General features: G+C 58.8%; 27 protein-coding genes. 10 read left to right on the top strand and 17 right to left on the bottom strand.

The window, feature by feature from the left end:
• The first annotated feature begins 17 nt into the window (after positions 1-17).
• Positions 18-872 carry a sulfurtransferase gene (locus ACIQYF_RS03390; protein ID WP_402856869.1) on the top strand — a complete coding sequence of 285 codons (855 nt, stop codon included), beginning with the start codon at positions 18-20 and terminating at the stop codon, positions 870-872.
• Between the two features lie 31 nt (positions 873-903).
• Here ACIQYF_RS03390 and ACIQYF_RS03385 read toward each other — a convergent pair whose 3' ends face one another.
• The 6 genes from ACIQYF_RS03385 to ACIQYF_RS03360 form a co-directional block, all read right to left on the bottom strand.
• Complete coding sequence (locus ACIQYF_RS03385; protein WP_402856867.1) at positions 904-1737, bottom strand: AraC family ligand binding domain-containing protein; 834 nt, start codon at positions 1735-1737, stop codon at positions 904-906.
• Complete coding sequence (locus ACIQYF_RS03380; protein WP_402856865.1) at positions 1737-2768, bottom strand: hydrolase; 1032 nt, start codon at positions 2766-2768, stop codon at positions 1737-1739. Before ACIQYF_RS03380 ends, ACIQYF_RS03385 begins: the two co-directional genes overlap by 1 nt.
• Before the next feature lie 103 nt (positions 2769-2871).
• Entirely contained in the window at positions 2872-4125 is a 1254-nt protein-coding gene (locus ACIQYF_RS03375) for a M16 family metallopeptidase (protein WP_402856863.1), read from the bottom strand.
• Positions 4126-4314: 189 nt separating this feature from the next.
• Positions 4315-4923 carry a 16S rRNA (guanine(966)-N(2))-methyltransferase RsmD gene (gene rsmD, locus ACIQYF_RS03370; protein WP_402856861.1) on the bottom strand — a complete coding sequence of 203 codons (609 nt, stop codon included), beginning with the start codon at positions 4921-4923 and terminating at the stop codon, positions 4315-4317.
• Complete coding sequence (locus ACIQYF_RS03365) at positions 4923-6413, bottom strand: M16 family metallopeptidase (RefSeq protein WP_402856859.1); 1491 nt, start codon at positions 6411-6413, stop codon at positions 4923-4925. The genes rsmD and ACIQYF_RS03365 overlap by 1 nt, the downstream gene beginning before the upstream one ends.
• A complete protein-coding gene (locus ACIQYF_RS03360; protein ID WP_402856857.1) occupies positions 6406-7761 on the bottom strand; it encodes a M16 family metallopeptidase in 1356 nt (451 codons plus the stop codon). Before ACIQYF_RS03360 ends, ACIQYF_RS03365 begins: the two co-directional genes overlap by 8 nt.
• Before the next feature lie 356 nt (positions 7762-8117).
• Here ACIQYF_RS03360 and ftsY point away from each other — a divergent pair, with 356 nt between their 5' ends.
• From ftsY to rpoH, 4 genes are all read left to right on the top strand, one after another.
• Positions 8118-9575, top strand: coding sequence for a signal recognition particle-docking protein FtsY (ftsY, locus tag ACIQYF_RS03355; protein ID WP_402856855.1), 1458 nt, complete (start codon positions 8118-8120; stop codon positions 9573-9575).
• The gene (gene ftsE, locus ACIQYF_RS03350) at positions 9572-10243 is read left to right on the top strand and encodes a cell division ATP-binding protein FtsE (RefSeq protein WP_322236902.1); all 672 of its coding nucleotides are present in this window, start codon (positions 9572-9574) and stop codon (positions 10241-10243) included. The genes ftsY and ftsE overlap by 4 nt, the downstream gene beginning before the upstream one ends.
• Positions 10240-11265 carry a permease-like cell division protein FtsX gene (gene ftsX, locus ACIQYF_RS03345; protein WP_402856852.1) on the top strand — a complete coding sequence of 342 codons (1026 nt, stop codon included), beginning with the start codon at positions 10240-10242 and terminating at the stop codon, positions 11263-11265. Before ftsE ends, ftsX begins: the two co-directional genes overlap by 4 nt.
• 113 nt (positions 11266-11378) lie before the next feature.
• Positions 11379-12233, top strand: coding sequence for an RNA polymerase sigma factor RpoH (gene rpoH, locus ACIQYF_RS03340; protein WP_402856850.1), 855 nt, complete (start codon positions 11379-11381; stop codon positions 12231-12233).
• A gap of 144 nt (positions 12234-12377) precedes the next feature.
• On the opposite strand, the gene mtgA is transcribed toward rpoH, so the two are convergent.
• Positions 12378-13133, bottom strand: coding sequence for a monofunctional biosynthetic peptidoglycan transglycosylase (gene mtgA, locus ACIQYF_RS03335; protein WP_402856848.1), 756 nt, complete (start codon positions 13131-13133; stop codon positions 12378-12380).
• A gap of 44 nt (positions 13134-13177) precedes the next feature.
• On the opposite strand from mtgA, the gene ACIQYF_RS03330 reads away from it, so the two are divergent.
• The 4 genes from ACIQYF_RS03330 (at position 13178) to trmB (ending at position 15415) form a co-directional block, all read left to right on the top strand.
• Positions 13178-13549 carry a DUF423 domain-containing protein gene (locus tag ACIQYF_RS03330; RefSeq protein ID WP_402856846.1) on the top strand — a complete coding sequence of 124 codons (372 nt, stop codon included), beginning with the start codon at positions 13178-13180 and terminating at the stop codon, positions 13547-13549.
• A gap of 80 nt (positions 13550-13629) precedes the next feature.
• Complete coding sequence (gene thiS, locus ACIQYF_RS03325; protein ID WP_402856844.1) at positions 13630-13830, top strand: sulfur carrier protein ThiS; 201 nt, start codon at positions 13630-13632, stop codon at positions 13828-13830.
• Between the two features lie 58 nt (positions 13831-13888).
• Positions 13889-14683 carry a thiazole synthase gene (locus ACIQYF_RS03320; RefSeq protein WP_402856842.1) on the top strand — a complete coding sequence of 265 codons (795 nt, stop codon included), beginning with the start codon at positions 13889-13891 and terminating at the stop codon, positions 14681-14683.
• Positions 14684-14692: 9 nt separating this feature from the next.
• A complete protein-coding gene (gene trmB, locus ACIQYF_RS03315) occupies positions 14693-15415 on the top strand; it encodes a tRNA (guanosine(46)-N7)-methyltransferase TrmB (RefSeq protein WP_402856840.1) in 723 nt (240 codons plus the stop codon).
• A gap of 106 nt (positions 15416-15521) precedes the next feature.
• On the opposite strand, the gene ACIQYF_RS03310 is transcribed toward trmB, so the two are convergent.
• The 9 genes from ACIQYF_RS03310 to ACIQYF_RS03270 form a co-directional block, all read right to left on the bottom strand.
• Positions 15522-15848, bottom strand: a complete 327-nt coding sequence (locus tag ACIQYF_RS03310) for a DUF3392 domain-containing protein (RefSeq protein WP_402856838.1) — start codon at positions 15846-15848, stop codon at positions 15522-15524.
• A 9-nt stretch (positions 15849-15857) separates the two neighbouring features.
• Positions 15858-17072: a radical SAM family heme chaperone HemW gene (gene hemW, locus ACIQYF_RS03305; protein WP_402856836.1), complete on the bottom strand. Its 1215-nt coding sequence runs from the start codon at positions 17070-17072 to the stop codon at positions 15858-15860.
• Positions 17069-17665 (bottom strand): RdgB/HAM1 family non-canonical purine NTP pyrophosphatase, encoded by a 597-nt coding sequence (gene rdgB / locus ACIQYF_RS03300; RefSeq protein WP_402856834.1) that lies wholly within the window; start codon positions 17663-17665, stop codon positions 17069-17071. The genes hemW and rdgB overlap by 4 nt, the downstream gene beginning before the upstream one ends.
• On the bottom strand, positions 17665-18084 hold the full coding sequence (locus ACIQYF_RS03295) for a DUF4426 domain-containing protein (protein ID WP_402856832.1): 420 nt from the start codon (positions 18082-18084) through the stop codon (positions 17665-17667). Before ACIQYF_RS03295 ends, rdgB begins: the two co-directional genes overlap by 1 nt.
• Before the next feature lie 25 nt (positions 18085-18109).
• A complete protein-coding gene (gene metW, locus ACIQYF_RS03290) occupies positions 18110-18730 on the bottom strand; it encodes a methionine biosynthesis protein MetW (RefSeq protein ID WP_402856830.1) in 621 nt (206 codons plus the stop codon).
• Positions 18731-18737: 7 nt separating this feature from the next.
• The gene (locus tag ACIQYF_RS03285) at positions 18738-19877 is read right to left on the bottom strand and encodes a homoserine O-acetyltransferase (RefSeq protein WP_402856828.1); all 1140 of its coding nucleotides are present in this window, start codon (positions 19875-19877) and stop codon (positions 18738-18740) included.
• Positions 19878-20036: 159 nt separating this feature from the next.
• A complete protein-coding gene (locus ACIQYF_RS03280) occupies positions 20037-20624 on the bottom strand; it encodes a YggT family protein (protein ID WP_402856826.1) in 588 nt (195 codons plus the stop codon).
• Between the two features lie 11 nt (positions 20625-20635).
• Positions 20636-21454, bottom strand: a complete 819-nt coding sequence (gene proC / locus ACIQYF_RS03275) for a pyrroline-5-carboxylate reductase (protein ID WP_402856824.1) — start codon at positions 21452-21454, stop codon at positions 20636-20638.
• 32 nt (positions 21455-21486) lie between these two features.
• Complete coding sequence (locus tag ACIQYF_RS03270) at positions 21487-22173, bottom strand: YggS family pyridoxal phosphate-dependent enzyme (RefSeq protein ID WP_402856822.1); 687 nt, start codon at positions 22171-22173, stop codon at positions 21487-21489.
• Positions 22174-22230: 57 nt separating this feature from the next.
• Here ACIQYF_RS03270 and ACIQYF_RS03265 point away from each other — a divergent pair, with 57 nt between their 5' ends.
• Complete coding sequence (locus tag ACIQYF_RS03265; RefSeq protein ID WP_402856819.1) at positions 22231-23229, top strand: type IV pilus twitching motility protein PilT; 999 nt, start codon at positions 22231-22233, stop codon at positions 23227-23229.
• A gap of 97 nt (positions 23230-23326) precedes the next feature.
• Here the strand turns inward: ACIQYF_RS03265 and ACIQYF_RS03260 are convergent, their stop codons facing one another.
• Entirely contained in the window at positions 23327-23986 is a 660-nt protein-coding gene (locus ACIQYF_RS03260; RefSeq protein WP_402856816.1) for a C40 family peptidase, read from the bottom strand.
• Positions 23987-24207: the final 221 nt, after the last annotated feature.

Genomic DNA, 24207 nt, shown 5'->3' with positions numbered 1-24207 from the left:
CCTCACAGGAGTTCACTATGCCCGTTGCGCAACTGATCAGCCCTCAAGCCTTGGATGAGCGTCAGGCTCAGCCCGGACTGGTCATTCTGGATTGTCGTTTTGCGTTGGAAGACCCGGACTATGGCCGCAGCAGCTATGCCGAAGGGCATATTGCCGAGGCCCAGTTCGCTGATCTTGAGCGGGACCTGAGCGGGCCGGTGATCAAAGGCGTGACGGGCCGCCATCCGCTGCCTGATGCGCAGGCGCTGCTTGAGCGTTTGCGTGCGTGGGGCATCAACGACGATAGCGATGTGGTGCTGTATGACGATGGTCCGGGTGCTTTTGCGGCCCGTGCCTGGTGGTTGCTGGCCTGGCTGGGCAAGCGCGACGGCGTGTTTATTCTCGATGGCGGGCTAAAGGCCTGGCATGCGGCGGGCTTGCCGTTGAGCCTGGACGCGCCGGTCAAGGGGGGCGGAACCTTCAACGGCCAGCCGGATAACCACTTGTTGCTGAGCGCCAAGCAACTGCAAAAACGCCTTGGCGAGCCGGGTCTGACCTTGATCGACGCTCGCGCCAGGCCGCGTTTTCGTGGCGAGGTCGAGCCCATCGACCCCGTGGCCGGACACATTCCGGGCGCGCAGTGTGCAGCGTTTGCTGAAAATCTCGACAGTACGGGGCGCTTCTTGCCCGCTGAACAGCTGAAACAGCGCTTTGCCGAACAATTGGCAGGCCGCTCACCCGAAGAACTGGTGGCGTATTGCGGCTCGGGCGTGACGGCGTGCCACAATCTGTTTGCACTGGGATTGGCCGGATACCCGTTGGGCAAGCTGTATGCAGGCTCGTGGAGTGAGTGGATCAATGACCCCGCGCGTGGCGTAGCGACGGGTGATTGAGGCCATTACATTGCGCCAGCTCCCACGCGAGTCAGGCATGGGCACTGGCTGCCCTGTACGCACCGGGGCCTACGCCATAGACCTTTTTAAACTGCCGGCTCAGGTGGCTTTGGTCTGCAAAGCCCAGTTGTGTGGCCACCTGTAACGGTAACCATCCTTGCTGCAACAATGCCCGTGCATGGGCGATGCGTTGCTGCATCAGCCAGGTGTGCGGCGGCATGCCGGTCGCTCGTTGAAACACCCGGGCCAAATGAAACGGTGACACGTTGACCGCCGCCGCCAGTTCTTCCAGCGAAAGCGGTTCGGCCAGTCGCGCCTGCAGCAACTCCTTGGCCTGGCTGACTGCGCGATGCTCAACCCCAGGCTTTCCCGGCATCGGCAGGCGGGCATGGCGATTGAGCAGGGCGAGCATCATTTGGCGCCAGACCGTTTGCTGGTGCAGCGCAGACTCCGGACCTTCGAGCAGTTGATGCAATTGGCGCAAGCCATTGAACAGGTCCGGGTCTTGCAGCAGCGTTTCATTGAAAGTCGGCAAGTGGGTGGCGGGCAGCCCCAGTTCTTCCAGCAGCCCGCGTAACTGCGCGTTGTCGGGATAAAACGCCCGATAGTGCCAGCCCGCGTCATGGCCTTTGTGACCGTTGTGAACTTCGTCGGGGTTGATCAGCACCAGCGTGCCAGTGGGTGCCAGGTGTTCGGCCCCACGATAGCGGTATCGCTGGGCGCCGGCCATGATCATGCCAATCACAAAACCATCGTGCACGTGGGGCACGAAACGGTGCTCGATGTAACGCGCGGTGAGCAACTCGACGCCTGGCAGCGGTGCCGCTTGCCAAAAGTGGATTGACTCACCTTGCTCAACATTCATTACGCAGACTCAGGCTTGAGGCTTGCCAGCCACCGTGGAATGCGTCGTTCAAGATAATACCGGGGCGTTCTCAGCGAACCTTCCACGAAGCCCACATGGCCACCCCGGCTGTGCAGTTCCAGTTCGGTGCTGGCCGAGAGTTCGCAGGCTTCGGGAATGCTGTGCTTGAACACAAACGGATCGTCTTCGGACTGGATAATCAGCGTTGGCGTTTCAATGGCTCCCAGGAAGTAACGACTGGACGCGCGGCGGTAATAATCGTCCACGCCTTGATAGCCATTGAGCGGAGCGGTAACCCGGTCGTCGAATTCCCAGAAGGTGCGCAGTTTGCTCAAGGATTTAAGTGTGCCCAGTTTGGCCAATGCCGCCAGCGCTTCGTGCTTGGCGTCGTGTTGAAACTGGCGTTGCTTGGTTTTGACGTACGCGACCATCTCGCGCATGAAGTGCGCTTGATACACCTTCGAAAACCCGATGCCGATACGGTCGGCGCATTGGTCGAGGCGAAACGGCACCGATACCGCAACGGCGCCTTGCAGGCCGCTGGCGCTGCCTGATTCGCCCAGGTACTTGAGCAACACATTACCCCCCAGCGAGTAGCCCACAGCATAGATCGGTGCCAGCGGGTAGCGCGTGCGCAGGTGCGCAACGGTCGCCGCCAGGTCTTCACTGGCCCCGGAGTGGTAGCTGCGCGCCAGCAGGTTGGGCTCCCCTGAGCAGCCGCGCCAGTTCAAGGCCACACTGGCCCAGCCTTGTCTCGCCAGTGCGCTTTGCTGACCCGCGATGTAGTGCGAACCCGAAGACCCGGTCAGGCCATGCAACACCAGCACCAGGGGTTCATGGGCCGATGGCGTGCCGTGCCAGTCCAGATCCAGAAAGTCGCCATCTTCGAGCCACAGGCGCTCGCGTTGATGTTCAACAACAGGTTTGGTGCGCCACAGCGGCCCCCACAGCGTTTGCAAATGAGGGTTGCCGAGGCCTGAAGCTGGAGTGAACAGTTCCAAGGGTAACGCAGGGGTAGCGAGGGCGCGCACTTGATTTCTCAGTCGGTGACAGCTGTTGGAAAGTGCCTAAGTTGCCACAACACGGCCCGGTGCCCAAGCGGTGTGTGCAGTTCGGTGCCTGTCTAATGGGTCATCAGGCCTCTCGCGGCAGGATATGCGCCACGCTCAAGCGCCCGGGGGTGAAGTACTTGTTGGCCACCCGCTGGATGTCATCGGCTGTCACGTTTTGAATCTGCTCGGCTTCGCTATCGATCAGCGCCCATGGCTGGTCGATAACTGCCAGGTTGCCCATGATCGAGGTCTGCATTTCCAGGGTGTCGAGTGCTTCCAGGCTTTGCAGAGCCTGATGCTGGCCGTACTGCAATGTTTCGCGATCCAGCGTGTGGTTTTTCAATGATTCCAGGAGCTGTTTGATTTCCAGCTCTACCTGTTGCACCGACAACGAGGTGTCTACGCCCAGTGTGGCAGCAATCAGGAAGAGGTCATCTTTTAGGCGAAAGGCCGGAAGACGGCTGGTCACGCTGTACAGCGTGGCATTGCCCTCAGACAAGCGTGCCGGCAGCCAGGCCTGTGGGCCTTTGGTCAGTAGGGCGCTGATCACTTGCAGGGCGCGGATGTCGGCCGTAGCGCCAGGGGTAGCAAGGCTTGGCGTATTAAAGGCCATCTGCAGCCGTGGCAGGGCCGTATCGAGGTGTTGAGTCAGTCTGCGCTCATCGGCCTCAAACGGGCTGGCGGCTTGTTCTATCGGCGTAAAACCGTTGAACGGGGCGAGATCACCAAACAGGTGCTGAACCAAAGGCTTTACCTCATCAGGTGTTGTGTCGCCAACGATGACCAGAATCGAATTGTTGGATGCGTAACCTTCTTCATGCCAGCGCAGTACGTCGTGCATCGTGATGCGTGCAAGGTCGTCGATGTTGCCGAATTTGTACGGCTGGCCCGCTTGAGGAAAGATCAGTTGCTCAAATGGCGGCGTAATCCAGTAATCGGAGGTGAAGTACGGGTCGCTTTCTTCGAGTTCTTGAGCGCGCTTGATGCCTTTGTTGAGTCGTTCTTGGGTCAGTTCCTGGGGTGTCATTCTGGCTGCGAGCAACTTCAGCACGGTCGACAGTTGGGCCGCGGGAGCCTCCAGGCTGTAGGTGCTGACATGGTAATCAAGCCAGCCAGTGGCCACGGCGCCGATTGTTCTCTCGAGGTGTTTGTCCTTGAAGGTTGCGCCACCCGCCAGATACGCCAGCCCGCGCTGGTTCGGGCGTTCGTGGTCGGTGCCGACTTTGTGAAACAGTGAGGTGCAAATGTCTGGCGTACGGTGGTCCTGGCGCACGATCACGCGCAGCCCGTTCTCCAGGGTGAATTCGTGAGTGGGTTTTTCAGTCGAAAAGGTCATCGCTTACATTCCGTTGTTCTTGAACGCGCCGCTCGGTGCGGAGTGCACGCGAGGCGATTGATCAGTGGGAACCCGCAGAATGCGATAGCGAAGGGCGATGGGTGCGGTAGATAGATAGGACGTACGGCAGAGGCTGTGTGCAATTGTTGCCGCAAGGCGCGGCAACTATTGCTCAGCATTCAGCGGTTGTTACAGGGCTGCGGCCGCCTGAGGCGCTTGGCGCTCCCACAGGGCGTAATTCACGCCGCCGGCTTTTTGTTCCCGGTGCAGGCGCCAGTTGGCGGGCAAGCCGAGTTCGGAGGGGCGTTGTTCGCTTTCGGTGTAAACCCATGCGTCGTCAGCCAGCCAGCCGCGTTGCTCCAGCAGGTCGCACGCAGGCTTGAGCAGGTCTTTGTGGAAGGGCGGGTCAAGGAACACCACATTGAAGGTGTCGCTCGGGGTCGCGTCCAGGAAGCGCAGGGCATCGGTCTGTTGCACGTCACCGACGGTGCAGCGCAGCAGGCCCATGTTTTCGCGGATGTTGGAGATGGCTTCACGGTTGCTGTCCAAGGCCAGGCCTTTGGCCGCCCCGCGTGACAAGGCTTCAAGGAACAGCGCGCCGCTGCCGGCGAACACGTCCAGCACCTTGGCGCCGACGATGTCCGGGGCCAACCAGTTGAACAGGGTTTCACGGACACGGTCCGGCGTGGGGCGCAGACCTTCTACATGGGGGAAGTCGAGCTTGCGGCTGCGCCATTCCCCGCCAATGATGCGTAATTGACCGGCACCTGAGTGCGATGTGTTTTTTGGCTTTGCCATTAATGCTCCGGAACCCCAAGAGGTTGCTCTGAAGGTTTATCGGTAGGAGGTGGCAGTGGTTTTTGCGGCACGGTTGGGCCGGCGGTCACTACGACCATTTTGTCGGCGCTCAAGTGCTTGTTCATGGCGTCCTTGACCTGTTCGATCGTCAGGTTTTGGGACTGCTGCCTCAGGGTTTCCAGATAGTCCAAAGGCAGATCATAGAAGCCTATCGCGCCCAGTTGGCCGACGATTGCCGCGTTACTGGCGGTTGACAGCGGGAAGCTGCCGGCGAATTCACGCTTGGCATCGTCGAGTTCTTTTTGCGTCGGACCGTTTTTCAGGTAGTCAGCCAAAATGTCTTGCACCAGTTTGAGCGTGCCTTCGCTCAATTCGGCACGGGTTTGCAGGTTGATCATGAACGGGCCACGCGCCTGCATGGGGCTAAAGTTTGAGTACACGCCGTAGGTCAGGCCACGTTTTTCACGCACCTCGGTCATCAGGCGGGTACCAAAGCCACCGCCGCCCAAGACTTTATTGCCCAGCAGCAAGGCGGGGTAATCAGGGTCATCGCGGCCGACACCCAGTTGGGCCAGCAGCAGTTGGGTCTGTTTGGATGGAAACTCAATGTGGGTTTCGCCCGCTTTAGGCTCCACCGGTTGTGCAATCTTGGCCACCGCAGGGCCTTTAGGCAGCGCAGCTGACACTTGAGCGGCGATGGCTTCGGCTTCGGCGCGAGACAGATCACCGACTATCGCAATCACCGCGTTGCCAGCGGTATAGGCTTTGTTATGGAAAGCCTTGATCTGGTCGAGGGTGATCGAACCGATGCTTTGGGCTGATCCGTCAGTGGGGTGGCCGTAAGGATGGCTGCCGTACAGACGGCTGAACAGTTCATTGCTCGCCAGCTTGCCAGGGTTCTGTTTTTGAACTTCAAAGCCTGCGAGAAGCTGGTTTTTGATGCGCGCCAGCGAGTCGGCCGGGAAGGTGGGTTTGCCCACGACTTCGGCAAACAGGTTGAGCGCCGGGGTGCGCTTGTCGACATCGCTCAGGCTGCGCAGCGATGCAATGGCCATGTCGCGATAAGCGCCATTGCCAAATGCTGCGCCCAAGCCTTCAAAGCCTTGAGCAATGGCGCCAACGTCTTTACCTGTCACGCCTTCGTTGAGCATGGCGTTGGTCAGTACCGCCAAGCCAGGGGTGTTTTCGTCCTGGCTGCTACCGGCGGCGAAGGTCACGCTCAGGTCGAACATCGGCAGTTCGCGGGCCTCGACGAACAGCACCTTGGAGCCTTCGGCGGTTTGCCAGGTTTGTACATTCAGTTTGCGATTAGTAGGGGCCTTGCCGTCGAGTTCAGCCAAAGACTCTAGCTTGCGCTCGGACTTGGCTTGATCCAGGGCCTGGCCGGCCACCGATTCAGCGGGGCTGGCGAAATAGTAGCCGAGTGCGCCGACCAGAACCGCAGTGGTCAGGGCGAGCAGGGCGTAGCGGGGGGCTTTACGCTCACTCATGGGTCTTTTCCTCGGGCAGTACATGCGCAACGCTGAGACGGTCGCGAGTGAAATAGGTACGAGCCGCCTGTTGAATGTCGGCCGGGGTGACTTTTTGCAGGTCAGCCAATTCGCTGTCCATCAACTTCCATGACAGGCCCACGGTTTCCAGCTGGCCAATCGAGGAGGCCTGGCTGGTGATCGAGTCGCGCTCGTACACCAGGCCGGCAATCACCTGGGCGCGCACACGCTCAAGCTCTTCAGCGGAAGGAGGGGTCTTTTTCAAGTCATCCAGCAAGCGCCACAGCCCGGCTTCGGTCTGGGCCAGCGTGACTTTTTTCTGGCTGTTGGGCATTGCCGAAAGCAAGAACAGGCTGTCGCCGCGGGTGAAAGGGTTGTAGCTGGACGAGGCGCTGGACACCAGCTCTTCGCCGCGCTCCAACTGAGTCGGCATGCGAGCGCTGTAGCCACCGTCCAACAATGCCGAGATCAGGCGCAGGGCGTTGGCGGTCACAGGGTCTTTGGCCGTGGCGATGCTCGGCACGTTAAAGCCCAGCATCAGGCTTGGCAGTTGCGTTTGAACGTGGATCTTGAGCAGACGCTCGCCGGGAGTGGCCAGTTCGAGAGGTATTTTGGCAATCGGCAGATCACGCTTGGGCACCGGGCCAAAGTAGCGCTGGGCCAGGGCTTTGACTTCATCCGGGGTCACATCACCCACCACCACCAGCGTGGCGTTGTTGGGGGCGTACCACTCTTCGTACCAGGCGCGCAGCTCGGCAACATTCATGCGTTCCAGGTCAACCATCCAGCCGATAGTGGGCGTGTGGTAGCCACTGGACGGGTAGGCCATGGCGCTGAACAGCTCGTAAGCCTTGCTCATCGGATTGTCGTCAGTGCGCAGGCGACGTTCTTCTTTAATCACCTCAATTTCGCGCTTGAACTCTTCCGGTGGCAAGCGGAGGCTGGCCATGCGGTCGGCTTCCAGCTCAAAGGCAACGCCCAAGCGGTCCCGGGCCAGCACTTGGTAGTAGGCCGTATAGTCGTCGCTGGTGAAGGCGTTTTCCTCGGCACCGAGGTCGCGCAGAATCAACGAAGCCTCGCCGGGGCCTACTTTATTGCTGCCTTTGAACATCATGTGCTCAAGGGCGTGGGACAGACCGGTCTTGCCGGGCGTCTCGTAACTGGAGCCCACTTTGTACCAAACCTGCGATACCACGACTGGGGCGCGGTGATCTTCACGCACGATGACTTTCAGGCCATTGTCCAGACGAAACTCGTGGGTGGGCTGTGCATCGGCTGCAAAGGCCGAGAGCGGGACTAATACTGTGCTGAAGAACAGGCCAGCAGCGTGGCGGGCTAGAGCATTCATTCGTTTTTAAACCTGTTGGGCTGCCCGCTTGGCCTTAGCGTCTGCGGGTGATGAGGTGCTAGGATACTGATCCGTTTTACTGGCGGCCACGTCTATCAAGCCAATGACGATCAGACCACGTTTGATCGGGCAGTATAGGAGCCGAGCTGAAAGTGTGGATGTAACTCGGTAAAATTCGTTTTTTTGCCGATTTTCACGCTTCAGATCTGAGTTAAGACGAAGTTATAGAGGTGTTTCTTTACACTCTTAATAAATTGTGTGCGAACGAGCTGGTACAAAAGCAGTCTTTTTCACACCGAATATTATTTGCCGGGGCGCCACAGTGGCGCTTCGCTACGATGAGATAGCCGTCCTCCATGTTTGGTTCCAACGACGACAAGAAGAACCCAGCTGCGGCTGGCGAGAAGAAAGGCCTGTTCGGATGGCTGCGCAGAAAGCCGCAGGAAACCGTCGTTGAACAGCCCGTGCCAGCGCCTGAAAGCACCCCTGAACCGTTGATCGAAGCCACTGCGGTGGCGGTTGAGCCGACGCCTGAAGTGCTTGTGGTTGCTGATGAGTCCGCGCCTGTCGCGCAATTGACAGAGACGGCCAAAGCCGAGCCGTGGCCGCCGCTGCCCGTTCCCGAAGAGCCGGTAGCGCTGGTTGACGACCTGGAAGAACCGCATGTCGTGCCGCCGATTCCTGAAGCGGCTTTCGAAGTCGCCGTGACTGCGCCGGTCATCGCCGCTGAGCCGGTGGTTGAAGTGCTTGAAACCTTCGTCGAGCCAGAGCCAGAGCCAGAGCCTGTTCCAGTGCCAACCCCGGCGCCAGTCGTTGCGCCCCCTGCGCCGGTTATTGAAACGCCAGCCCCGACCCCTGTTCCGGCCCCTGCGCCTGAAACCAAGGTCGGCTTCTTTGCCCGTCTCAAACAAGGTTTGTCGAAAACCAGCGCCAGCATTGGCGAAGGCATGGCCAGCCTGTTCCTGGGCAAGAAGACCATTGATGACGACCTGCTGGATGAGATCGAAACCCGTTTGCTGACCGCAGACGTCGGCGTTGAAGCGACTTCGGTGATCATCAAGAACCTGACGCAGAAAGTGGCGCGCAAGCAACTGACCGACGCCGATGCGTTGTACAAATCGTTGCAAGACGAGTTGGCCGCCATGCTCAAGCCGGTCGAGCAGCCGCTGAAAATCGAAGCGAAGAACAAGCCGTTTGTGATTCTGGTGGTCGGCGTGAACGGTGCTGGCAAAACCACCACCATCGGCAAGCTGGCCAAAAAACTGCAGCTGGAAGGCAAAAAAGTCATGCTCGCGGCGGGCGATACCTTCCGTGCGGCGGCGGTCGAGCAGTTACAGGTGTGGGGTGAGCGCAACAACATCCCGGTCATCGCCCAGCACACCGGTGCAGACTCGGCCTCGGTGATTTTCGACGCGGTGCAAGCGGCCAAGGCCCGTGGCATCGACGTGTTGATCGCTGATACCGCGGGTCGTCTGCACACCAAAGACAACCTGATGGAAGAGCTGAAAAAAGTCCGCCGGGTGATCGGCAAGCTCGACGAAGACGCGCCGCACGAAGTGCTGCTGGTGCTCGACGCCGGCACCGGTCAAAACGCGATCAGCCAGACCAAGCAGTTCAACCAGACTGTTGCCTTGACCGGCCTGGCGCTGACCAAACTTGACGGCACAGCCAAAGGCGGCGTGATTTTCGCCCTAGCCAAGCAATTCAATATCCCGATTCGTTTTATCGGTGTGGGTGAAGGCATCGACGATTTGCGTACCTTTGAGTCCGAACCCTTTGTCCAGGCTCTGTTTGCGGAGCGGGAGCGTCCATGATTCGTTTCGAGCAGGTCGGTAAACGCTATCCAAATGGACACGTGGGCCTGCACGAGCTGAGCTTTCGGGTTCGTCGCGGCGAATTTCTGTTTGTCACCGGCCACTCCGGCGCAGGTAAAAGTACGCTGTTGCGGCTATTACTGGCCATGGAGCGCCCAACCAGCGGCAAATTGCTGCTGGCTGGCCAGGACCTGAGTCAGATCAGCAACGCGCAGATTCCATTCTTGCGCCGCCAGATCGGCGTGGTATTCCAGAACCACCAACTGCTGTTTGATCGTACGGTGTTCAACAACGTTGCGTTGCCGTTGCAGATTCTTGGCCTGTCCAAGGCCGAAATCGCCAAGCGTGTGGACTCGGCGCTGGAGCGGGTATCGCTGTCGGATAAAACCGATCTTTACCCCGGCGACTTGTCCACAGGCCAACAACAACGTGTCGGCATTGCCCGCGCTATCGTGCATCGTCCAGCATTGCTGCTGGCCGATGAACCCACCGGCAACCTCGACCCGCGTCTGGCGGCGGAAATCATGGGCGTATTTGAAGACATCAACCGTTTGGGCACTAGCGTACTGATTGCCAGCCACGACCTGGCGCTGATCGCACGTATGCGCCATCGCATGCTCACCTTGCAGCGTGGCCGACTGATCGGTGACGGGGAGGCCGCACAATGAGTGCAACACGTAGCCCCAAGGTCTCCGAGCGCGTAGCGCCGAAGGCCGCCGATCCACAGCCGCCGAAAAAGAAAAAGCACGACGAAGACGAGGGCCCCAGCTTCGGGATGTTGTTTCAAGCCTGGATTGAGTCGCACCGCGCCAGCCTGCTCGACAGCTTGCGGCGTTTGGGCAAGCAGCCTATAGGCAGCTTTTTTACCTGCCTGGTCATGGCGGTGGCCCTGAGCTTGCCGATGGGCTTGTCATTGCTGCTCAACAACGTCGAGCGACTGGGCGGATCATGGCAGCGTGCGGCGCAGATTTCGTTGTATTTGCAGATGGACGCCAGCAGTGAACAGGGCGAGCAATTAAGCAATCAGATAAAAGGTATGGCCGGGGTCGCCGAGGCTGAATTTATCAGCCGTGAAAAAGCCCTGGATGAGTTCCAGCAGCAGTCAGGGCTGGGCGAAGCGCTGAAAGAGCTGCCGGATAATCCGTTGCCGGGCGTGGTGCTGGTGACCCCGAATGAGGTCGATAAAGCCACCCTTGAGGCCTTGCGCGAGCGACTTTCTACGTTGCCGAAGGTGCAACAGGCGCAACTTGATCTAGTCTGGGTCGAACGCTTGGCGGCAATCCTGAAATTGGGCGACCGATTTGTATTTGGGCTGACCGTGCTGCTGGTCTCGGCTTTACTGTTGGTTATCGGTAATACGATTCGCCTGCACATCGAGAACCGTCGTATCGAAATTGAAGTGATCAAACTCGTCGGTGGTACTGACAGCTATGTACGTAGGCCGTTTCTTTACATGGGCGCGCTTTACGGATTTGGTGCCGGGATTTTGTCCTGGGGTGTTTTGGCGTACGGCCTGAATTGGCTCAACGATGCAGTTGTAGGGCTGGCCGGATTGTATGGCAGCAATTTTGCGCTGGCCGGTGTGCCAGTAGCCGATGGTCTGTCGCTCTTGCTTGGCGCGGTGTTGTTAGGGTATATCGGTGCATGGATTGCAGTCGCGCGTCACTTACGTGAGCTTTCGCCCAAGTAGTTTCCTTTTACCTGTTGACCTTTTCAGCTATTTTTCGGGAACTTTTTTCAGGGTTTCCGGTCAACTTCGCAGTGCTGAACTGCACGAGTTATGTAAGACGGAGGTTTTTTCGTATGACCACTTCTTTGCAACCTGCGTATGCGTTGGTCCCTGGTGCGAACCTTGAGGCCTATGTAAATACGGTGAACAGCATTCCATTGCTGACACCTGAGCAGGAGCGTGAACTGGCCGAGAGTCTCTACTATGAGCAGGATTTGGGGGCGGCTCGGCAGATGGTGCTCGCCCACCTGCGTTTTGTTGTACACATTGCCCGCAGTTATTCGGGCTATGGCTTGGCTCAGGCAGACCTGATCCAGGAAGGCAACGTCGGCCTGATGAAGGCGGTCAAACGCTTTAACCCTGAAATGGGTGTGCGTCTGGTGTCTTTCGCTGTGCACTGGATCAAAGCAGAAATTCACGAGTTCATCTTGCGTAACTGGCGGATCGTGAAAGTCGCGACCACCAAGGCTCAGCGCAAATTGTTCTTCAACCTGCGCAGCCAGAAAAAACGTTTGGCCTGGCTGAACAATGAAGAAGTTCATCGTGTGGCTGAAAGCCTCGGCGTAGAGCCTCGTGAAGTTCGCGAGATGGAAAGCCGCCTGACCGGTCATGACATGGCGTTTGATCCGGCAGCAGAAGCTGACGACGACAGTGCATTCCAGTCGCCAGCCAATTATCTGGAAGACCACCGGTACGACCCGGCGCGCCAACTGGAAGACGCTGACTGGACTGACAACTCCAACACCAACCTCCACGAAGCACTGGAAGTGTTGGACGACCGTAGCCGTGACATTCTGTATCAGCGCTGGTTGGCTGAAGAGAAAGCCACGCTGCACGACCTGGCCCAGAAGTACAACGTGTCAGCCGAGCGGATTCGTCAGCTGGAAAAAAGCGCGATGAACAAGCTCAAACTGTCGATCGCCGCTTAACCCGGTCCGACAGAAAAACGCCCTGATCTCTGATCGGGGCGTTTTTGTTTGTGGCCTTCGTGTGTTTGTACAAATCCCCTGTAGGAACGAGCTTGCTCCGGCGGTGATTTGTGGTCGAGCAAAAGGACGTTTACCCCCTCAGGTTTACTCAGCCCAAGGCGCTTTGCGCGAGTTATTCAGCGTATCGAGATAGCTATCCCCACCCAGCTGACGCATTTGCTGGCGAATCCACGCTGCGCGGCTTGCCACATAAGGACTAGGACGGCTAGCGCTCCAGTTACGCGGGTTAGGCAGCACAGCGGCCAACTGACTGGCCTGCTGGCGTGTAAGGCTTTTGGCGTCCACACCAAAGTGATGCTGAGCCGCGGCTTGCGCGCCAAATACGCCGTCATCCCATTCCGCACTGTTGAGGTACACCTCGAGAATCCGCTGTTTAGGCCACAGCACCTCAATCAGGCCGGTAAACCAGGCTTCCAGGCCTTTGCGCAGCCAACTGCGGCCCGACCATAAAAACAGGTTCTTCGACACTTGCTGGCTCAGCGTACTGGCGCCACGCAACGTGCCGCCCTGCTCGTTGTGCACGAAGGCCGCCCTGATGGCACTGAAGTCAAAGCCCCAGTGCTCGGCAATTTTTTGATCTTCACCGGCGATCACGGCGACTTTCAGCTCATTGGAAATTTCATCCCAGGGTCGCCAGCTGCGTTGCAGGTCAATGGGCTGGCCGTCGAACCATGACTCGACCTTGCGCTCGACCATCAGCGCGGTGCCGGGTGGTGGCACCCAGCGAAAAATCAGCACCAGCAACACGCTGCCCGCTGCGAACCAGAGCAGGACCTTAAGAAAGCGATGTAAAAGATTACGCAGCATAGATGGCTTGGCCGAACCCGTTGAGCGCGCCATTATACAGACCCTGCGCCATTCGATGATCCTGACGGGAGTTAACCATGTTGCGCGCTTTTTTGATGTTGGCCGCGTTCTTCGGCTTTACCGGTGTTGCTTTAGGCGCCTTTGCGGCCCATGGCCTGAAAGACCGGTTGAGTGAGCAATACCTGGCTATTTTTCATACAGGGGTGACCTATCAACTGGTCCATGCGCTGGCCTTGTTCGGCGTGGCACTGCTGGCGAGCCAATTGCAAAGCCGTTTGATCTCGTGGGCGGGTGTGTGTTTCGCGCTGGGTATTGTGCTGTTTTCTGGCAGCCTTTACTTACTGACCCTGACCGGCATCAGCAAGCTGGGGATGATTACCCCTATCGGCGGGCTGGGATTTCTGGCCGGCTGGTTGTGTCTGGGGCTGGCCGCCTGGCGCGTAAGTTAAGACTGTAGGACGAATGGCTTGGGTCGCCCTGACTGATCGGGCTAGAATGCCTGCCCCTAAAAATGATGGCAGCGTCGCGCATGCGCATTCAGTTGAACGGTGAATCCTTTGAACTGCCAGACGGTGAGACCGTCGCTGGCTTGTTGGCTCTTCAGGACCTGACGGGTCGTCGGGTCGCAGTTGAGCTTAATCTGGACATCGTGCCGCGCAGTCAGCACGCCGATACGGTGCTCAAAGACGGCGATCAGGTTGAAGTGGTGCATGCCATCGGCGGCGGCTAGTCGCCAGGCTTCATGCTTCACATCTGTTCCCAGTGCACACAATGAGAGAGGATTCCCGATGAGCAATGTTCGCAGCGACAAGCCTTTTGTGTTGGCCGGCCGTACTTATCAGTCGCGTCTGCTGGTAGGCACCGGCAAGTACCGTGACTTGGAAGAAACCCGTTTGGCTATCGAAGCCTCGGGCGCTGAAATCGTCACTGTCGCTGTGCGTCGCACCAACATCGGCCAGAACCCTGGCGAGCCGAACCTGCTCGACGTGCTGCCGCCAGACCGTTACACCATTCTGCCGAACACCGCCGGTTGCTACGACGCCATTGAAGCCGTGCGTACCTGCCGTTTGGCCCGTGAGCTGCTGGATGGTCACAACCTGGTCAAACTCGAAGTGCTGGCGGACCAGAAAACCCTGTTCCCGAACGTGATCGAAACCCTCAAGGCCGCTGAAATTCTGGTCAAAGACGGTTTCGACGTGATGGTGTACACCAGCGATGATCCGATCATCGCTCGCGAGCTGGAAGCCATGGGTTGCATCGCTGTGATGCCGCTGGCTGGCCTGATTGGCACGGGGCTTGGCATTTGCAATCCGTACAACCTGCGGATCATTCTTGAAGAAGCAAAAATTCCGGTACTGGTGGACGCGGGCGTAGGCACTGCCTCCGACGCCACCATCGCCATGGAAATGGGCTGCGAAGCGGTGCTGATGAACTCAGCCATCGCCAATGCCCAGCATCCGATCATCATGGCGCAAGCCATGAAACACGCCATTGTGGCGGGCCGTCTGGCGTATCTGGCCGGACGCATGCCGAAAAAACTCTATGCCAGCGCCTCTTCGCCGCTGGATGGTCTGATCAAGTAAGAGCCACTGATGACTGAATCACTCGACACCCCAATCGCGGAAGAAGGCGACGACCGCCAGCACCGCCGCATCAAGAGTTTCGTGATGCGCGCCGGACGCATGACCGAAGGTCAGCAACGTGGACTGGACCAAGGCACACCGCTGTACGTTCTGCCTCTGGCTGATGCGCCGGTCGATTACGACCAGGTGTTCGGTCGTTCGGCACCGCGCACGCTGGAAATCGGTTTTGGCATGGGCCACTCCCTGCTGGAAATGGCGGCTGCCTCGCCAGAGCAAGACTTCATCGGGGTCGAGGTTCACCGTCCGGGTGTGGGCGCGCTGCTCAATGGCGTTCTGACACAAGGCCTGACGAACCTGCGGGTTTATGACTGCGACGCGATCGAAGTCCTGACCCGATGCGTGGCCGACAACAGCCTCGACCGCTTGCTGCTGTTCTTCCCGGATCCATGGCACAAGAGCCGCCACCACAAACGCCGCATCGTACAAGCGTCGTTTGCCGAGCTGGTGCGCTCCAAGCTTAAGGTTGGCGGTGTGCTGCACATGGCGACCGACTGGGAACCGTATGCCGAGTACATGCTGGAAGTGATGAACGTGGCGCCGGGCTACCGTAACCTGGCCGAGGATGGCCTTTGCGTGCCGCGTCCGCCTGAGCGCCCGGTGACCAAGTTCGAACGCCGCGGCGAACGTCTTGGGCATGGCGTGTGGGATTTGAAGTTCGAGAAATTGGCCTAAACGGTTATTCAGTCACCGACCTCTCCTTGCCTGGAGGTCGGTTAAAAAACCGTAGTCGCTGCCGATCGCAGCCTTGTGCCTGGGCAGCGACTACCGTCAGGCACGTCTAGCCCCGGCGATCTGCGACTACCCCTATCAAGACCAGCACTACCAACAACACCGGCGCCAGGCTGTAGTTGTTGAATTGGCTCAGGCCGCGCTCAACCCATGGCGTGGCGTAGATCAGGGCGGCACCGCTGCCGACCAGACACAGCAAGGCCATCAATGGAACGCGCAAGGCCCCGGCGATGTTACCCAGTCGCTGTTCGACCCAGCCTTTGAAGTCCGCCCCAAACAGCACCAGCAAGCAGCCGATCAAGGCCAGTGCGATCTCCGAGAGGTGGCTGCGGCTCCAGCGCGATACGGTGGCGAGCAGGTCAAGTACCAAGTCCATTCGAGTTCCTTAGATCAGAAAGTGCTGCAACAAGTCGTTGAGAAACAATTGCCCTCGGGCCGTTGCGGCCAACCGTGTCGGTTCGACCTGCAATAAGCCGCTTTGTTCGGCGGCCTGGCGTCCAATGTTCAAGCTGTCGAGGGGCAAGCCGGTGCGCTGTGGGTAGAGCGCCGAGTCGACGCCGTCAGTCAGGCGCAAGGCGTTCATTAGAAACTCAAACGGTAGCTCTTCTGCTGTCAGTATTTTCTCGCCGGCTTGAAAGTTTTTGGCTGGGTTCAAGTAGTCTTTTGGTAAGCGAGTCTTCCAGGTGCGTACTATTCGGCCATCAGGATGGCTCAATTTGCCGTGAGCGCCAGCGCCGATGCCGATAAAGTCGCCAAAGCTCCAGTAGTTGAGATTATGCCGCGCCGGGCGACCGGGTTGGGCGTAGGCCGACACTTCGTACTGGGCGTAACCGTGCTCGGCGAGCAATGCCTGACCGGCTTCCTGGATGTCCCACAACGTGTCGTCTTCGGGCAGCTCGGGTGGCTGGTTCCAGAACACAGTGTTGGGTTCGAGTGTCAGTTGATACCACGACAAGTGTGTCGGTTTGAGGGCTATGGCCTGGCGCAGATCGCTCAGGGCGTCGTCTAGCGACTGGTCGGGCAAGCCGTGCATCAAGTCCAGGTTGAAGTTGTCAAAGCCCGCCAAGCGCGCCATACCGGCGGCCCGCACTGCTTCGTCGCCGTTATGGATACGGCCCAGCGCCTGGAGTTTTTCTTGCTGAAAGCTCTGGATGCCAATCGACAGGCGATTGATCCCCAGCTTGCGGTAGGCCACAAACTTTTCTTGCTCGAAGGTGCCGGGGTTGGCCTCCAGGGTGATTTCGATGTCGCTGGCAAACGGGATGCGGGCTTCAACGCCTTTGAGTAGACGGCCCAGCGCCTCGGCGCTGAACAGGCTTGGGGTGCCGCCGCCGAAGAAGATCGAGCTCAGTTCACGGCCATAGACGGCGTGCAGGTCTTGATCAAGGTCGGCCAGCAACGCGTCGACGTACTCGTCTTCGGGCAGCACCGGGCTCGCGGTATGGGAGTTGAAGTCGCAATACGGGCATTTGCGTACGCACCACGGTATATGGATGTACAGCGACAGAGGCGGCAGTTGCGTCAGCGGCGCGCGCGGCGCCTGCTGAGTAAAGCCAGCCGCGCCCAGATAGAGCGGCTGTGGAGGTGTGTCATGGGTCATTTCAGGCCCAAACGCTGACGCAGCAAGGCCATGGCGCGGGCGCGGTGGCTCAACTGGTTTTTTTCGGTCGGGCTGAGGTCGGCGCTGGAGCAGTGACGCTCTGGCACCCAAAACAACGGGTCGTAACCAAAGCCATACTCGCCGCTGGCCGCAGGCAGGATGCGCCCGTGCCACAGGCCTTCGCAGATGATCGGCAGCGGGTCGTCGGCGTGACGCACCAGCGCCAGGACGCACACAAACTGCGCCCCGCGTTCGGCTTCGGGCACATCTTTCAGGGCGTCGAGCAGCTTGGCGTTGTTAGCCGCATCGCCCTGGCCGTCGGCGTAGCGGGCCGAGTAAATGCCGGGCGCGCCGCCAAGAAAGTCCACCGCCAGTCCGGAATCGTCGGCCAGTGCGGGCAAGCCCGAGATGCGCGCCGCATTGCGGGCTTTGAGAATCGCGTTTTCAACAAACGACAGACCGGTTTCTTCCGGCTCAACGCTGCTGAATTCTCCAATCGAGCGCAACTGCACCGACTCGCCGAGCATGGCCTGAAGTTCTTTGAGTTTGCCGGCGTTGTGGCTAGCCAGGACCAGTTGCGTAAGGTTAATCATTAGAGCGGAGCGACCTCTTGGGAAAATTCGATGTCTTTGGTTTCGCCGTTGACCTTGAGTTCAACATCAAACACATAGACTTGAGCGGGTTTGACCGGGAACTGGGCGAAGTAATCAATCGAGCCCTGGTCATTGATCACCTGCTTGAAGGTGAGCGGTTTGGCTTTCTGTTCGCCGGTTTGATGGTATGTGCCCTGGATGGTGCTGGCGATCTTTTGATCAGCCTTGGCCAGGTTGACGTTCAAGGCGCCCAGTTGGTCGCTGCGCTGCAGGCCGTACTTCGCCGTGATCTCAGGGCTCAGGAAGTTGGTCATAAAGGCGTTGTAGTTGACGACGATGCCGCCCACCTGGGTTGCCCCTGCGGCCATGGCCTGAACGGCAAAGCCCATCGAGAGCAACAGTAATCCAATCCGTCCCATGATCTTTCTCCTTGAGCACACTGATTTAAACCGCGATTTGGTGATCCTGCAGGCCAGGACTGCTGACACGGTAAATGCCTATCTCGCCTAACAGGTTAGGCCATAACTTACTCGCCCACCCGTGCCGGTGTTGTTGATCCACGGCAAGGCGATTGATCACGCGGGCTTCGCGCTCTCTGCACAGCGCCTCGAAGTCTTCGAACGTGCAGAAGTGAATGTTTGGCGTGTTGTACCAGGTGTATGGCAGAAACTCGGACACTGGCATCCGGCCCTTGCTGGCCAAATACCAGCGGCAACGCCAGTGACCGAAGTTCGGGAAGGTGATGATGCACTGGCGACCGACGCGCAGCATTTCGTCGAGAATCCGGTCGGGGTAGTGCACAGCTTGCAGTGCCTGAGTCATGACCACGATGTCGAAACTGTTGCTGGCGAAGTTGCCCAGCCCCTTGTCCAGGTCTTGCTCGATAACGTTGATGCCTTTGGCGACGCACTCGGCGATGTTGTCCGGGTCGTTTTCCAGGCCGTAGCCGGTGACTTGCTTGTTGTCGCGCAGCCAGCTCAGCAGTTCGCCATCACCACAACCGAGGTCGAGCACGCGGCTGCCGGCGGGGATCCAGTCTTGGATGATTTCCAGGTCGGCTCTCATGGCGTTCTCACAGTTCTATGCGGTTCATGTAGTTGCTGAAGGCTTGCAGGTAGCGCGGGATCGGGATCAGGAAGGCGTCATGGCCTTGCGCAGCGTCGATCTCCAGGTAGCAGACGTCTTTTTTGGCGGCCATCAACGCGTCCACCAGTTCACGCGAGCGCGCTGGCGAGAAGCGCCAGTCGGTGGTAAACGACATCACGCAAAAGCGCGCCTTGGCCCCGGCAAAGGTTTTGGCCAGGTCATCGTCGAAGTTGGCTGCCGGGTCGAAGTAGTCGAGCGCCTTGGTCATCAGCAGGTAGGTATTGGCGTCGAAACGCCCGGAGAACTCTTCACCCTGATAACGCAGGTAGCTTTCAACCTGGAACTCCACGCTGTGGAAGTCGTAGTTGAGGTTTTCGTTCTTCAGGCCGCGGCCGAATTTTTCGCCCATGGAGTCATCGGACAGGTAGGTGATGTGCCCGACCATACGCGCCAGCATCAGGCCGCGCTTGGGGATGACGCCCTTTTCCTGGAACGAGCCGCCGTGGAACTCCGGGTCAGTGAGGATGGCCTGACGCGCGACTTCGTTGAACGCGATGTTTTGCGCTGACAACTTGGGCGCCGAGGCAATGGCCAGGCAATGGCGCAGGCGATCCGGATAGCTGATGCTCCACTGCAACGCTTGCATGCCGCCCAGGCTGCCACCGATGACGGCAGCCCATTGGTTGATCCCCAGACGGTCAGCCAGGCGGGCCTGACTGTGTACCCAGTCTTCGACCGTCAGCACCGGGAAATCGGCGCCAAACGGACGGCCGGTCTCGGGGTTGAGACTGCTCGGGCCCGTAGAGCCGTTGCAGCCACCGAGGTTGTTGAGGCTGACCACGAAGAACTTGTTGGTATCAATCGGCTTGCCGGGGCCAATGCAACTGTCCCACCAGCCGGGCTTGCGCTCGTCGGCACTGTGGAAACCGGCAGCATGATGGTGTCCGGAAAGCGCATGACAGATCAGCACAGCGTTGCTGGCTGTGGCATTGAGCTGGCCGTAGGTTTCGTAAATCAGATCATAGGCAGGCAGTGAGCGGCCGCAGGCTAAAGCCAGCGGTTCGCTGAAGTGCGCCATTTGCGGCACAACCAGACCAACGGAATCGGGGGGAAAGGCAGCTGGCATCGACCCTGCTCTCATTTAAATGAGGCGTAAGTCTAATGAGCGGGGGGCAGGGCAGCAAGCAATGGTCTGTGAAATGCAACCTAGACAGGAGCGAGCGTGCTCACGAGCTTTTAAAAGATCAAAAGATCGCGAGCAGGCTTGCTCCCACGGGGTTTTTCGTTAGATCAGGCCGAACAGCACGACCGGCATGCCGACGTACATCGCCAAAGGCGGGATCACGTAGCTTTGGATCAACTGGATCACCATAAACGCCAGGATCGGCGAAATATCCAGGCCGCCCATGCTTGGCAGGAAGCGGCGGAACGGTGCCAGTGCGGGCTCAGTGATCTGATTGACCAGTTCAGCGCCAGGGCTGGTGCTGCCGGGTGCCACCCACGACAGGATCACGCTGATGATCATGGCGAAGAAGAACACCTTCAAGAACAGCGCGGTCACGCCAATGATTGCCCAGAGCAGCAGGCCCAGCACGTTGAACGACATGTAGCTGAGGGTCAGCACCACGGCGAAGATCACCATCTGCACGATGATGGCCAATACCAGCGAAGACATGTCCAGCCCGAACAGGCTCGGGATCACCCGGCGCAGAGGCTTGAGCAGCGGTTGGGTGGCTTTGACTGTGAATTGGCACAACGGGTTGTAGAAGTTGGCCCGTACCAATTGCAGGATGAAACGCAGCAGCACGATCAGCAGGTAGAGGCTACCCAGGGTTTGAATCACGAAAATGGCCGCGCCATTAAGTCCAGACATCATGTGCTCCTTTATTGACCCAGTTGTTCGGCCATTTCGGCCGAGCGGTGCGCGGCGGCACGCAATGCTTTTTCGACGATGGCTTCAAAGCCATCCGCCTGGAATGACTTGATTGCAGCTTCTGTGGTGCCCGCGGGCGAGGTAACGCGACGGCGCAGTTCTGCGGCGTCGACATCGCTGGTCACGGCCATGTGGGCGGCGCCCAGCGCGGTGTGTTGAGCCAGTTGCTCAGCCACTTCTTGCGCCAGGCCGAGTTTGACGCCTGCGGCGGTCATGGCCTCGATCAGCAAGAAGAAATACGCCGGGCCGCTGCCAGAAACAGCGGTCACGGCGTCGATCTGCGCTTCGGTGTCTACCCACAACACGATACCCACGGCCGACAGCAGTTCTTCAGCTTGCTGACGCTGTTCGGCGGTGACATCGGCGGTGGCAAACAGACCGCTTACGCCTTTGCCCAGCAGCGCCGGGGTGTTAGGCATGCAGCGCACCAGCGGCTGGCTGCCCAGCCAGTTCAGCAGGCTGGCGCAGGTGATACCGGCGGCAATCGAAACCAGCAGTTGATGCGGCTTGAGGTGCGGGCGCAGGTCCTGGCACACAGCCTTCATGGCCTGTGGCTTGACCGCGATCACAATCACGTCAGCGTCTTGCACGGCCTGTGCGTTGTCGGCGAACACTTCAATGCCATGCGCTGCCGCTACCTTGGCCCGCGTCTCTGCGCCGGGATCGCTGGCGCGAATCTGTGCAGCGTCCAGACCTTTGGCCAGCAGGCCGCCGATCAGGCTGGAAGCCATGTTGCCAGCCCCGATAAAGGCAATATGCGTTTTGCTCATAACCGATCCTTCTGAAAAGTGAGGCGAGTTTCTCAAGCCTGGCCGTAATTGCGCGCACCAAACAACGCGGTGCCAATACGCACCCACGTGGCGCCTTTGGAAATGGCCGACTCCAGGTCGTGGCTCATGCCCATGGAAAGTGTATCGAGCCCCAGGTTCAGGCTTTCTTGCAGTGTGCGTACCGCTGCAAATGCGGCGTCTTGCTCGGCGCGAACCTCGGTGGGCTCGGGAATGGCCATCAAGCCGCGCAGCTTCAAGCGTGGAAGCGCATTGATTGCAACCGCCAGAGCGGGCAGATCTTGTGGTGTGCAGCCCGATTTGCTGGCCTCACCGCTGACGTTGACCTGAATGCAGATGTTCAACGGCGGCAAGTCGGCCGGGCGCTGTTCTGACAAGCGCTGGGCAATTTTCAGGCGGTCTACGGAGTGCACCCACGCGAAATGCTCGGCAATATCACGGGTCTTGTTCGATTGAATGGGGCCGATGAAGTGCCAACACAAGGGTAGATCAGCTAATTCAACCTGCTTGGCTCGGGCCTCTTGCAGATAATTTTCGCCAAAGTCGCGAATCCCGGCGGCGTACGCTTCGCGCAAGGCGGCTGCGGGTTTGGTCTTGCTGACCGCGAGTAAGTGAATGCTCGTTACATCACGTTGCACAGCCTCTGCCGCTGCACGGATCCGAGCCTCAACCTGAGCAATGTTGCCTGCTATCGTGGACATTCATTTAAGCCCGCCGTTGTGAAAGTCTGCGGCATTCTACTGGAATTGGGAGGGGGTATGGACATCGCCGACCTGTTGGCGTTTAGCGTCAAACATGGGGCTTCAGACATGCACGTGTCAGCAGGCGTGGAGCCTATGCTGCGAGTGGATGGGCAGATGCAGCGTTGCCAATTGCCGGTGCTGGTGCCGGATCAGGTGCGCGAACTTATCCACAGCGTGATGAGTGACGCGCAGCGCAGCGCGTTTGAAACAGACCACGAAGCTGATTTTTCGTACACGGTGCCGGGCTTGGGGCGGTTTCGGGTCAACGCCTTCGAGCAGCACCGTGGCGCTGGGGCGGTGTTTCGCAGCATTGCTGCGCAAGTCCCAAGCATGGAGTCCCTCGGCCTGGGAGAGGTGTTTGCCGAGCTTTGTAGCCTCTCGCAAGGGCTGGTACTGGTGACGGGCGCGACCGGCTCGGGCAAGACCACCACCCTGGCGGCAATGATTGACCACATCAACACCACCCGTCAGCAGCACATCCTGACCATTGAAGACCCGATTGAGTTTATCCACGCGCCGCGCCACTGCCTGATCAACCAGCGTGAGGTGTCGCGCGATACCCACAGCGTGGCGGCAGCCTTGCATGCGGCACTGCGCGAAGACCCGGACGTGATCATGCTGGGCGAAATGCGCGACCTGGACACCATACGCCTGGCGCTGACAGCCGCAGAAACAGGGCATTTGGTGCTGGCAACGCTGCACACCGCTTCGGCTGCCAAAACCGTCGACCGGATTGTGGATGTATTTCCAGCCGAGGAAAAAGCGATGGTGCGGACCATGCTGTCTGAGTCACTGCAGGCGGTGATTGCTCAAACACTGGTCAAGCGCGTGGGAGGCGGTCGGATAGCGGCCCACGAAATCATGCGGGCGACGCCGGCGATTCGTCATTTGATCCGGGAAAACAAGGTGGCGCAGATGGTTTCTGCTATCCAGACCGGCGGGGCGGTGGGCATGCAGACGTTGGAGATGAGCCTGAAACGGCTGAAAGACAGAGGCTTGATAGACGCCGTGTAGGAGTGAGCTTGCTCGCGATTCAGGCAGCGCGATTTGTCTGATAAACCGCGTTGATCCGATCGCGAGCAAGCCCGCTCCCACAGGAGTGTGGTGTTTTTTAGCGCTGAACAACCTGCAAATTGGTTTGCTCTTTAGGCAGTACACGCTTGGCGACCACGTAGTGGCTCTGCCAGTAAGGCTTTTTCAGGGTGTCGATGGTCACCGACTTGCCGCGACGTGGCGCGTGGATGAACCGGTCATTGCCCAGGTAAATGGCAACGTGGTTAACCTTGCGGCTCTTGATGTTAAAAAACAGCAAATCACCTGGTTTCAAATCCTTGCGTTCGATCTTTTGGCCATGGCCGCTGGCCATTTCGCTGGAACTGCGGGGCAGGTTCACAGCTTTTACGTCATTAAAGGCGTATTTGACCAATCCGCTGCAGTCGAACCCTTTACTTGGGCTACTGCCGCCCCAACGATAAGGGGTGCCCAGCACGTTAACTGCACGGCTCAATACTGCGCTGCTTTGCTTGTTGGCAGCGGCCAGTGAGGCGGTGGCAATTTTGCCGGGGGCCTTGCGGTGGGCTTTACTGGACGTCGGGCGCACCACGGTTTTGGTCGTGGTTTTGCTGTTAGTGGCGACCTGAACAGTACTCGCAGATGACTTTGCGGTGTAGCCAGTGAAGCCGGACGGAAGATGTTGCTCACGATTGGTGGCGTGGGCGGCCAGTGGCATTAATAGGCAAATAGTTAGCCATGTCTTGAATATAGGACGCATTCGGCAGGGCTCGATGGGTGGTTAGCGCGAAACTTTATAACAGCTTTTTTGTCCTTTCTCAGGCCGTTTGTCGATTGGGCTCGGGGGTCAAAAAGGCTAAACACGGTGACAAAATGTCACATGAGGAGTGCGCAAGTCAGGTAGTACAAGGCTTTGCGCCATTTTTTGTAAGACACTTTTACCGTTTACGTGACAGTAAAAAAGTCACAAAAAAACCACAA

It is taken from the genome of Pseudomonas sp. NPDC096917 (assembly GCF_044762555.1).
Lineage (GTDB): Bacteria > Pseudomonadota > Gammaproteobacteria > Pseudomonadales > Pseudomonadaceae > Aquipseudomonas.
Note: the sequence above shows the minus strand (reverse complement) of the source record. Positions and strands in the feature narration are given on the sequence as shown.

Coding starts and splice junctions, on each gene's coding strand:
- proC (WP_402856824.1), bottom strand. CDS start 21,454: ATGAGCAAAACGCATATTGCCTTTATCGGGGCTGGCAACATGGCTTCC.
- ACIQYF_RS03375 (WP_402856863.1), bottom strand. CDS start 4,125: ATGACCTTTTCGACTGAAAAACCCACTCACGAATTCACCCTGGAGAAC.
- thiS (WP_402856844.1), top strand. CDS start 13,630: ATGCGCATTCAGTTGAACGGTGAATCCTTTGAACTGCCAGACGGTGAG.
- ACIQYF_RS03385 (WP_402856867.1), bottom strand. CDS start 1,737: ATGAATGTTGAGCAAGGTGAGTCAATCCACTTTTGGCAAGCGGCACCG.
- ACIQYF_RS03270 (WP_402856822.1), bottom strand. CDS start 22,173: ATGTCCACGATAGCAGGCAACATTGCTCAGGTTGAGGCTCGGATCCGT.
- trmB (WP_402856840.1), top strand. CDS start 14,693: ATGACTGAATCACTCGACACCCCAATCGCGGAAGAAGGCGACGACCGC.
- ACIQYF_RS03390 (WP_402856869.1), top strand. CDS start 18: ATGCCCGTTGCGCAACTGATCAGCCCTCAAGCCTTGGATGAGCGTCAG.
- rsmD (WP_402856861.1), bottom strand. CDS start 4,923: ATGGCAAAGCCAAAAAACACATCGCACTCAGGTGCCGGTCAATTACGC.
- ACIQYF_RS03330 (WP_402856846.1), top strand. CDS start 13,178: ATGTTGCGCGCTTTTTTGATGTTGGCCGCGTTCTTCGGCTTTACCGGT.
- mtgA (WP_402856848.1), bottom strand. CDS start 13,133: ATGGCGCGCTCAACGGGTTCGGCCAAGCCATCTATGCTGCGTAATCTT.
- ACIQYF_RS03285 (WP_402856828.1), bottom strand. CDS start 19,877: ATGCCAGCTGCCTTTCCCCCCGATTCCGTTGGTCTGGTTGTGCCGCAA.
- ftsY (WP_402856855.1), top strand. CDS start 8,118: ATGTTTGGTTCCAACGACGACAAGAAGAACCCAGCTGCGGCTGGCGAG.
- hemW (WP_402856836.1), bottom strand. CDS start 17,072: ATGACCCATGACACACCTCCACAGCCGCTCTATCTGGGCGCGGCTGGC.
- ACIQYF_RS03365 (WP_402856859.1), bottom strand. CDS start 6,413: ATGAGTGAGCGTAAAGCCCCCCGCTACGCCCTGCTCGCCCTGACCACT.
- ACIQYF_RS03310 (WP_402856838.1), bottom strand. CDS start 15,848: ATGGACTTGGTACTTGACCTGCTCGCCACCGTATCGCGCTGGAGCCGC.
- rdgB (WP_402856834.1), bottom strand. CDS start 17,665: ATGATTAACCTTACGCAACTGGTCCTGGCTAGCCACAACGCCGGCAAA.
- ACIQYF_RS03265 (WP_402856819.1), top strand. CDS start 22,231: ATGGACATCGCCGACCTGTTGGCGTTTAGCGTCAAACATGGGGCTTCA.
- ACIQYF_RS03320 (WP_402856842.1), top strand. CDS start 13,889: ATGAGCAATGTTCGCAGCGACAAGCCTTTTGTGTTGGCCGGCCGTACT.
- ftsE (WP_322236902.1), top strand. CDS start 9,572: ATGATTCGTTTCGAGCAGGTCGGTAAACGCTATCCAAATGGACACGTG.
- metW (WP_402856830.1), bottom strand. CDS start 18,730: ATGAGAGCCGACCTGGAAATCATCCAAGACTGGATCCCCGCCGGCAGC.
- ACIQYF_RS03295 (WP_402856832.1), bottom strand. CDS start 18,084: ATGGGACGGATTGGATTACTGTTGCTCTCGATGGGCTTTGCCGTTCAG.
- rpoH (WP_402856850.1), top strand. CDS start 11,379: ATGACCACTTCTTTGCAACCTGCGTATGCGTTGGTCCCTGGTGCGAAC.
- ftsX (WP_402856852.1), top strand. CDS start 10,240: ATGAGTGCAACACGTAGCCCCAAGGTCTCCGAGCGCGTAGCGCCGAAG.
- ACIQYF_RS03260 (WP_402856816.1), bottom strand. CDS start 23,986: ATGCGTCCTATATTCAAGACATGGCTAACTATTTGCCTATTAATGCCA.
- ACIQYF_RS03280 (WP_402856826.1), bottom strand. CDS start 20,624: ATGTCTGGACTTAATGGCGCGGCCATTTTCGTGATTCAAACCCTGGGT.
- ACIQYF_RS03360 (WP_402856857.1), bottom strand. CDS start 7,761: ATGAATGCTCTAGCCCGCCACGCTGCTGGCCTGTTCTTCAGCACAGTA.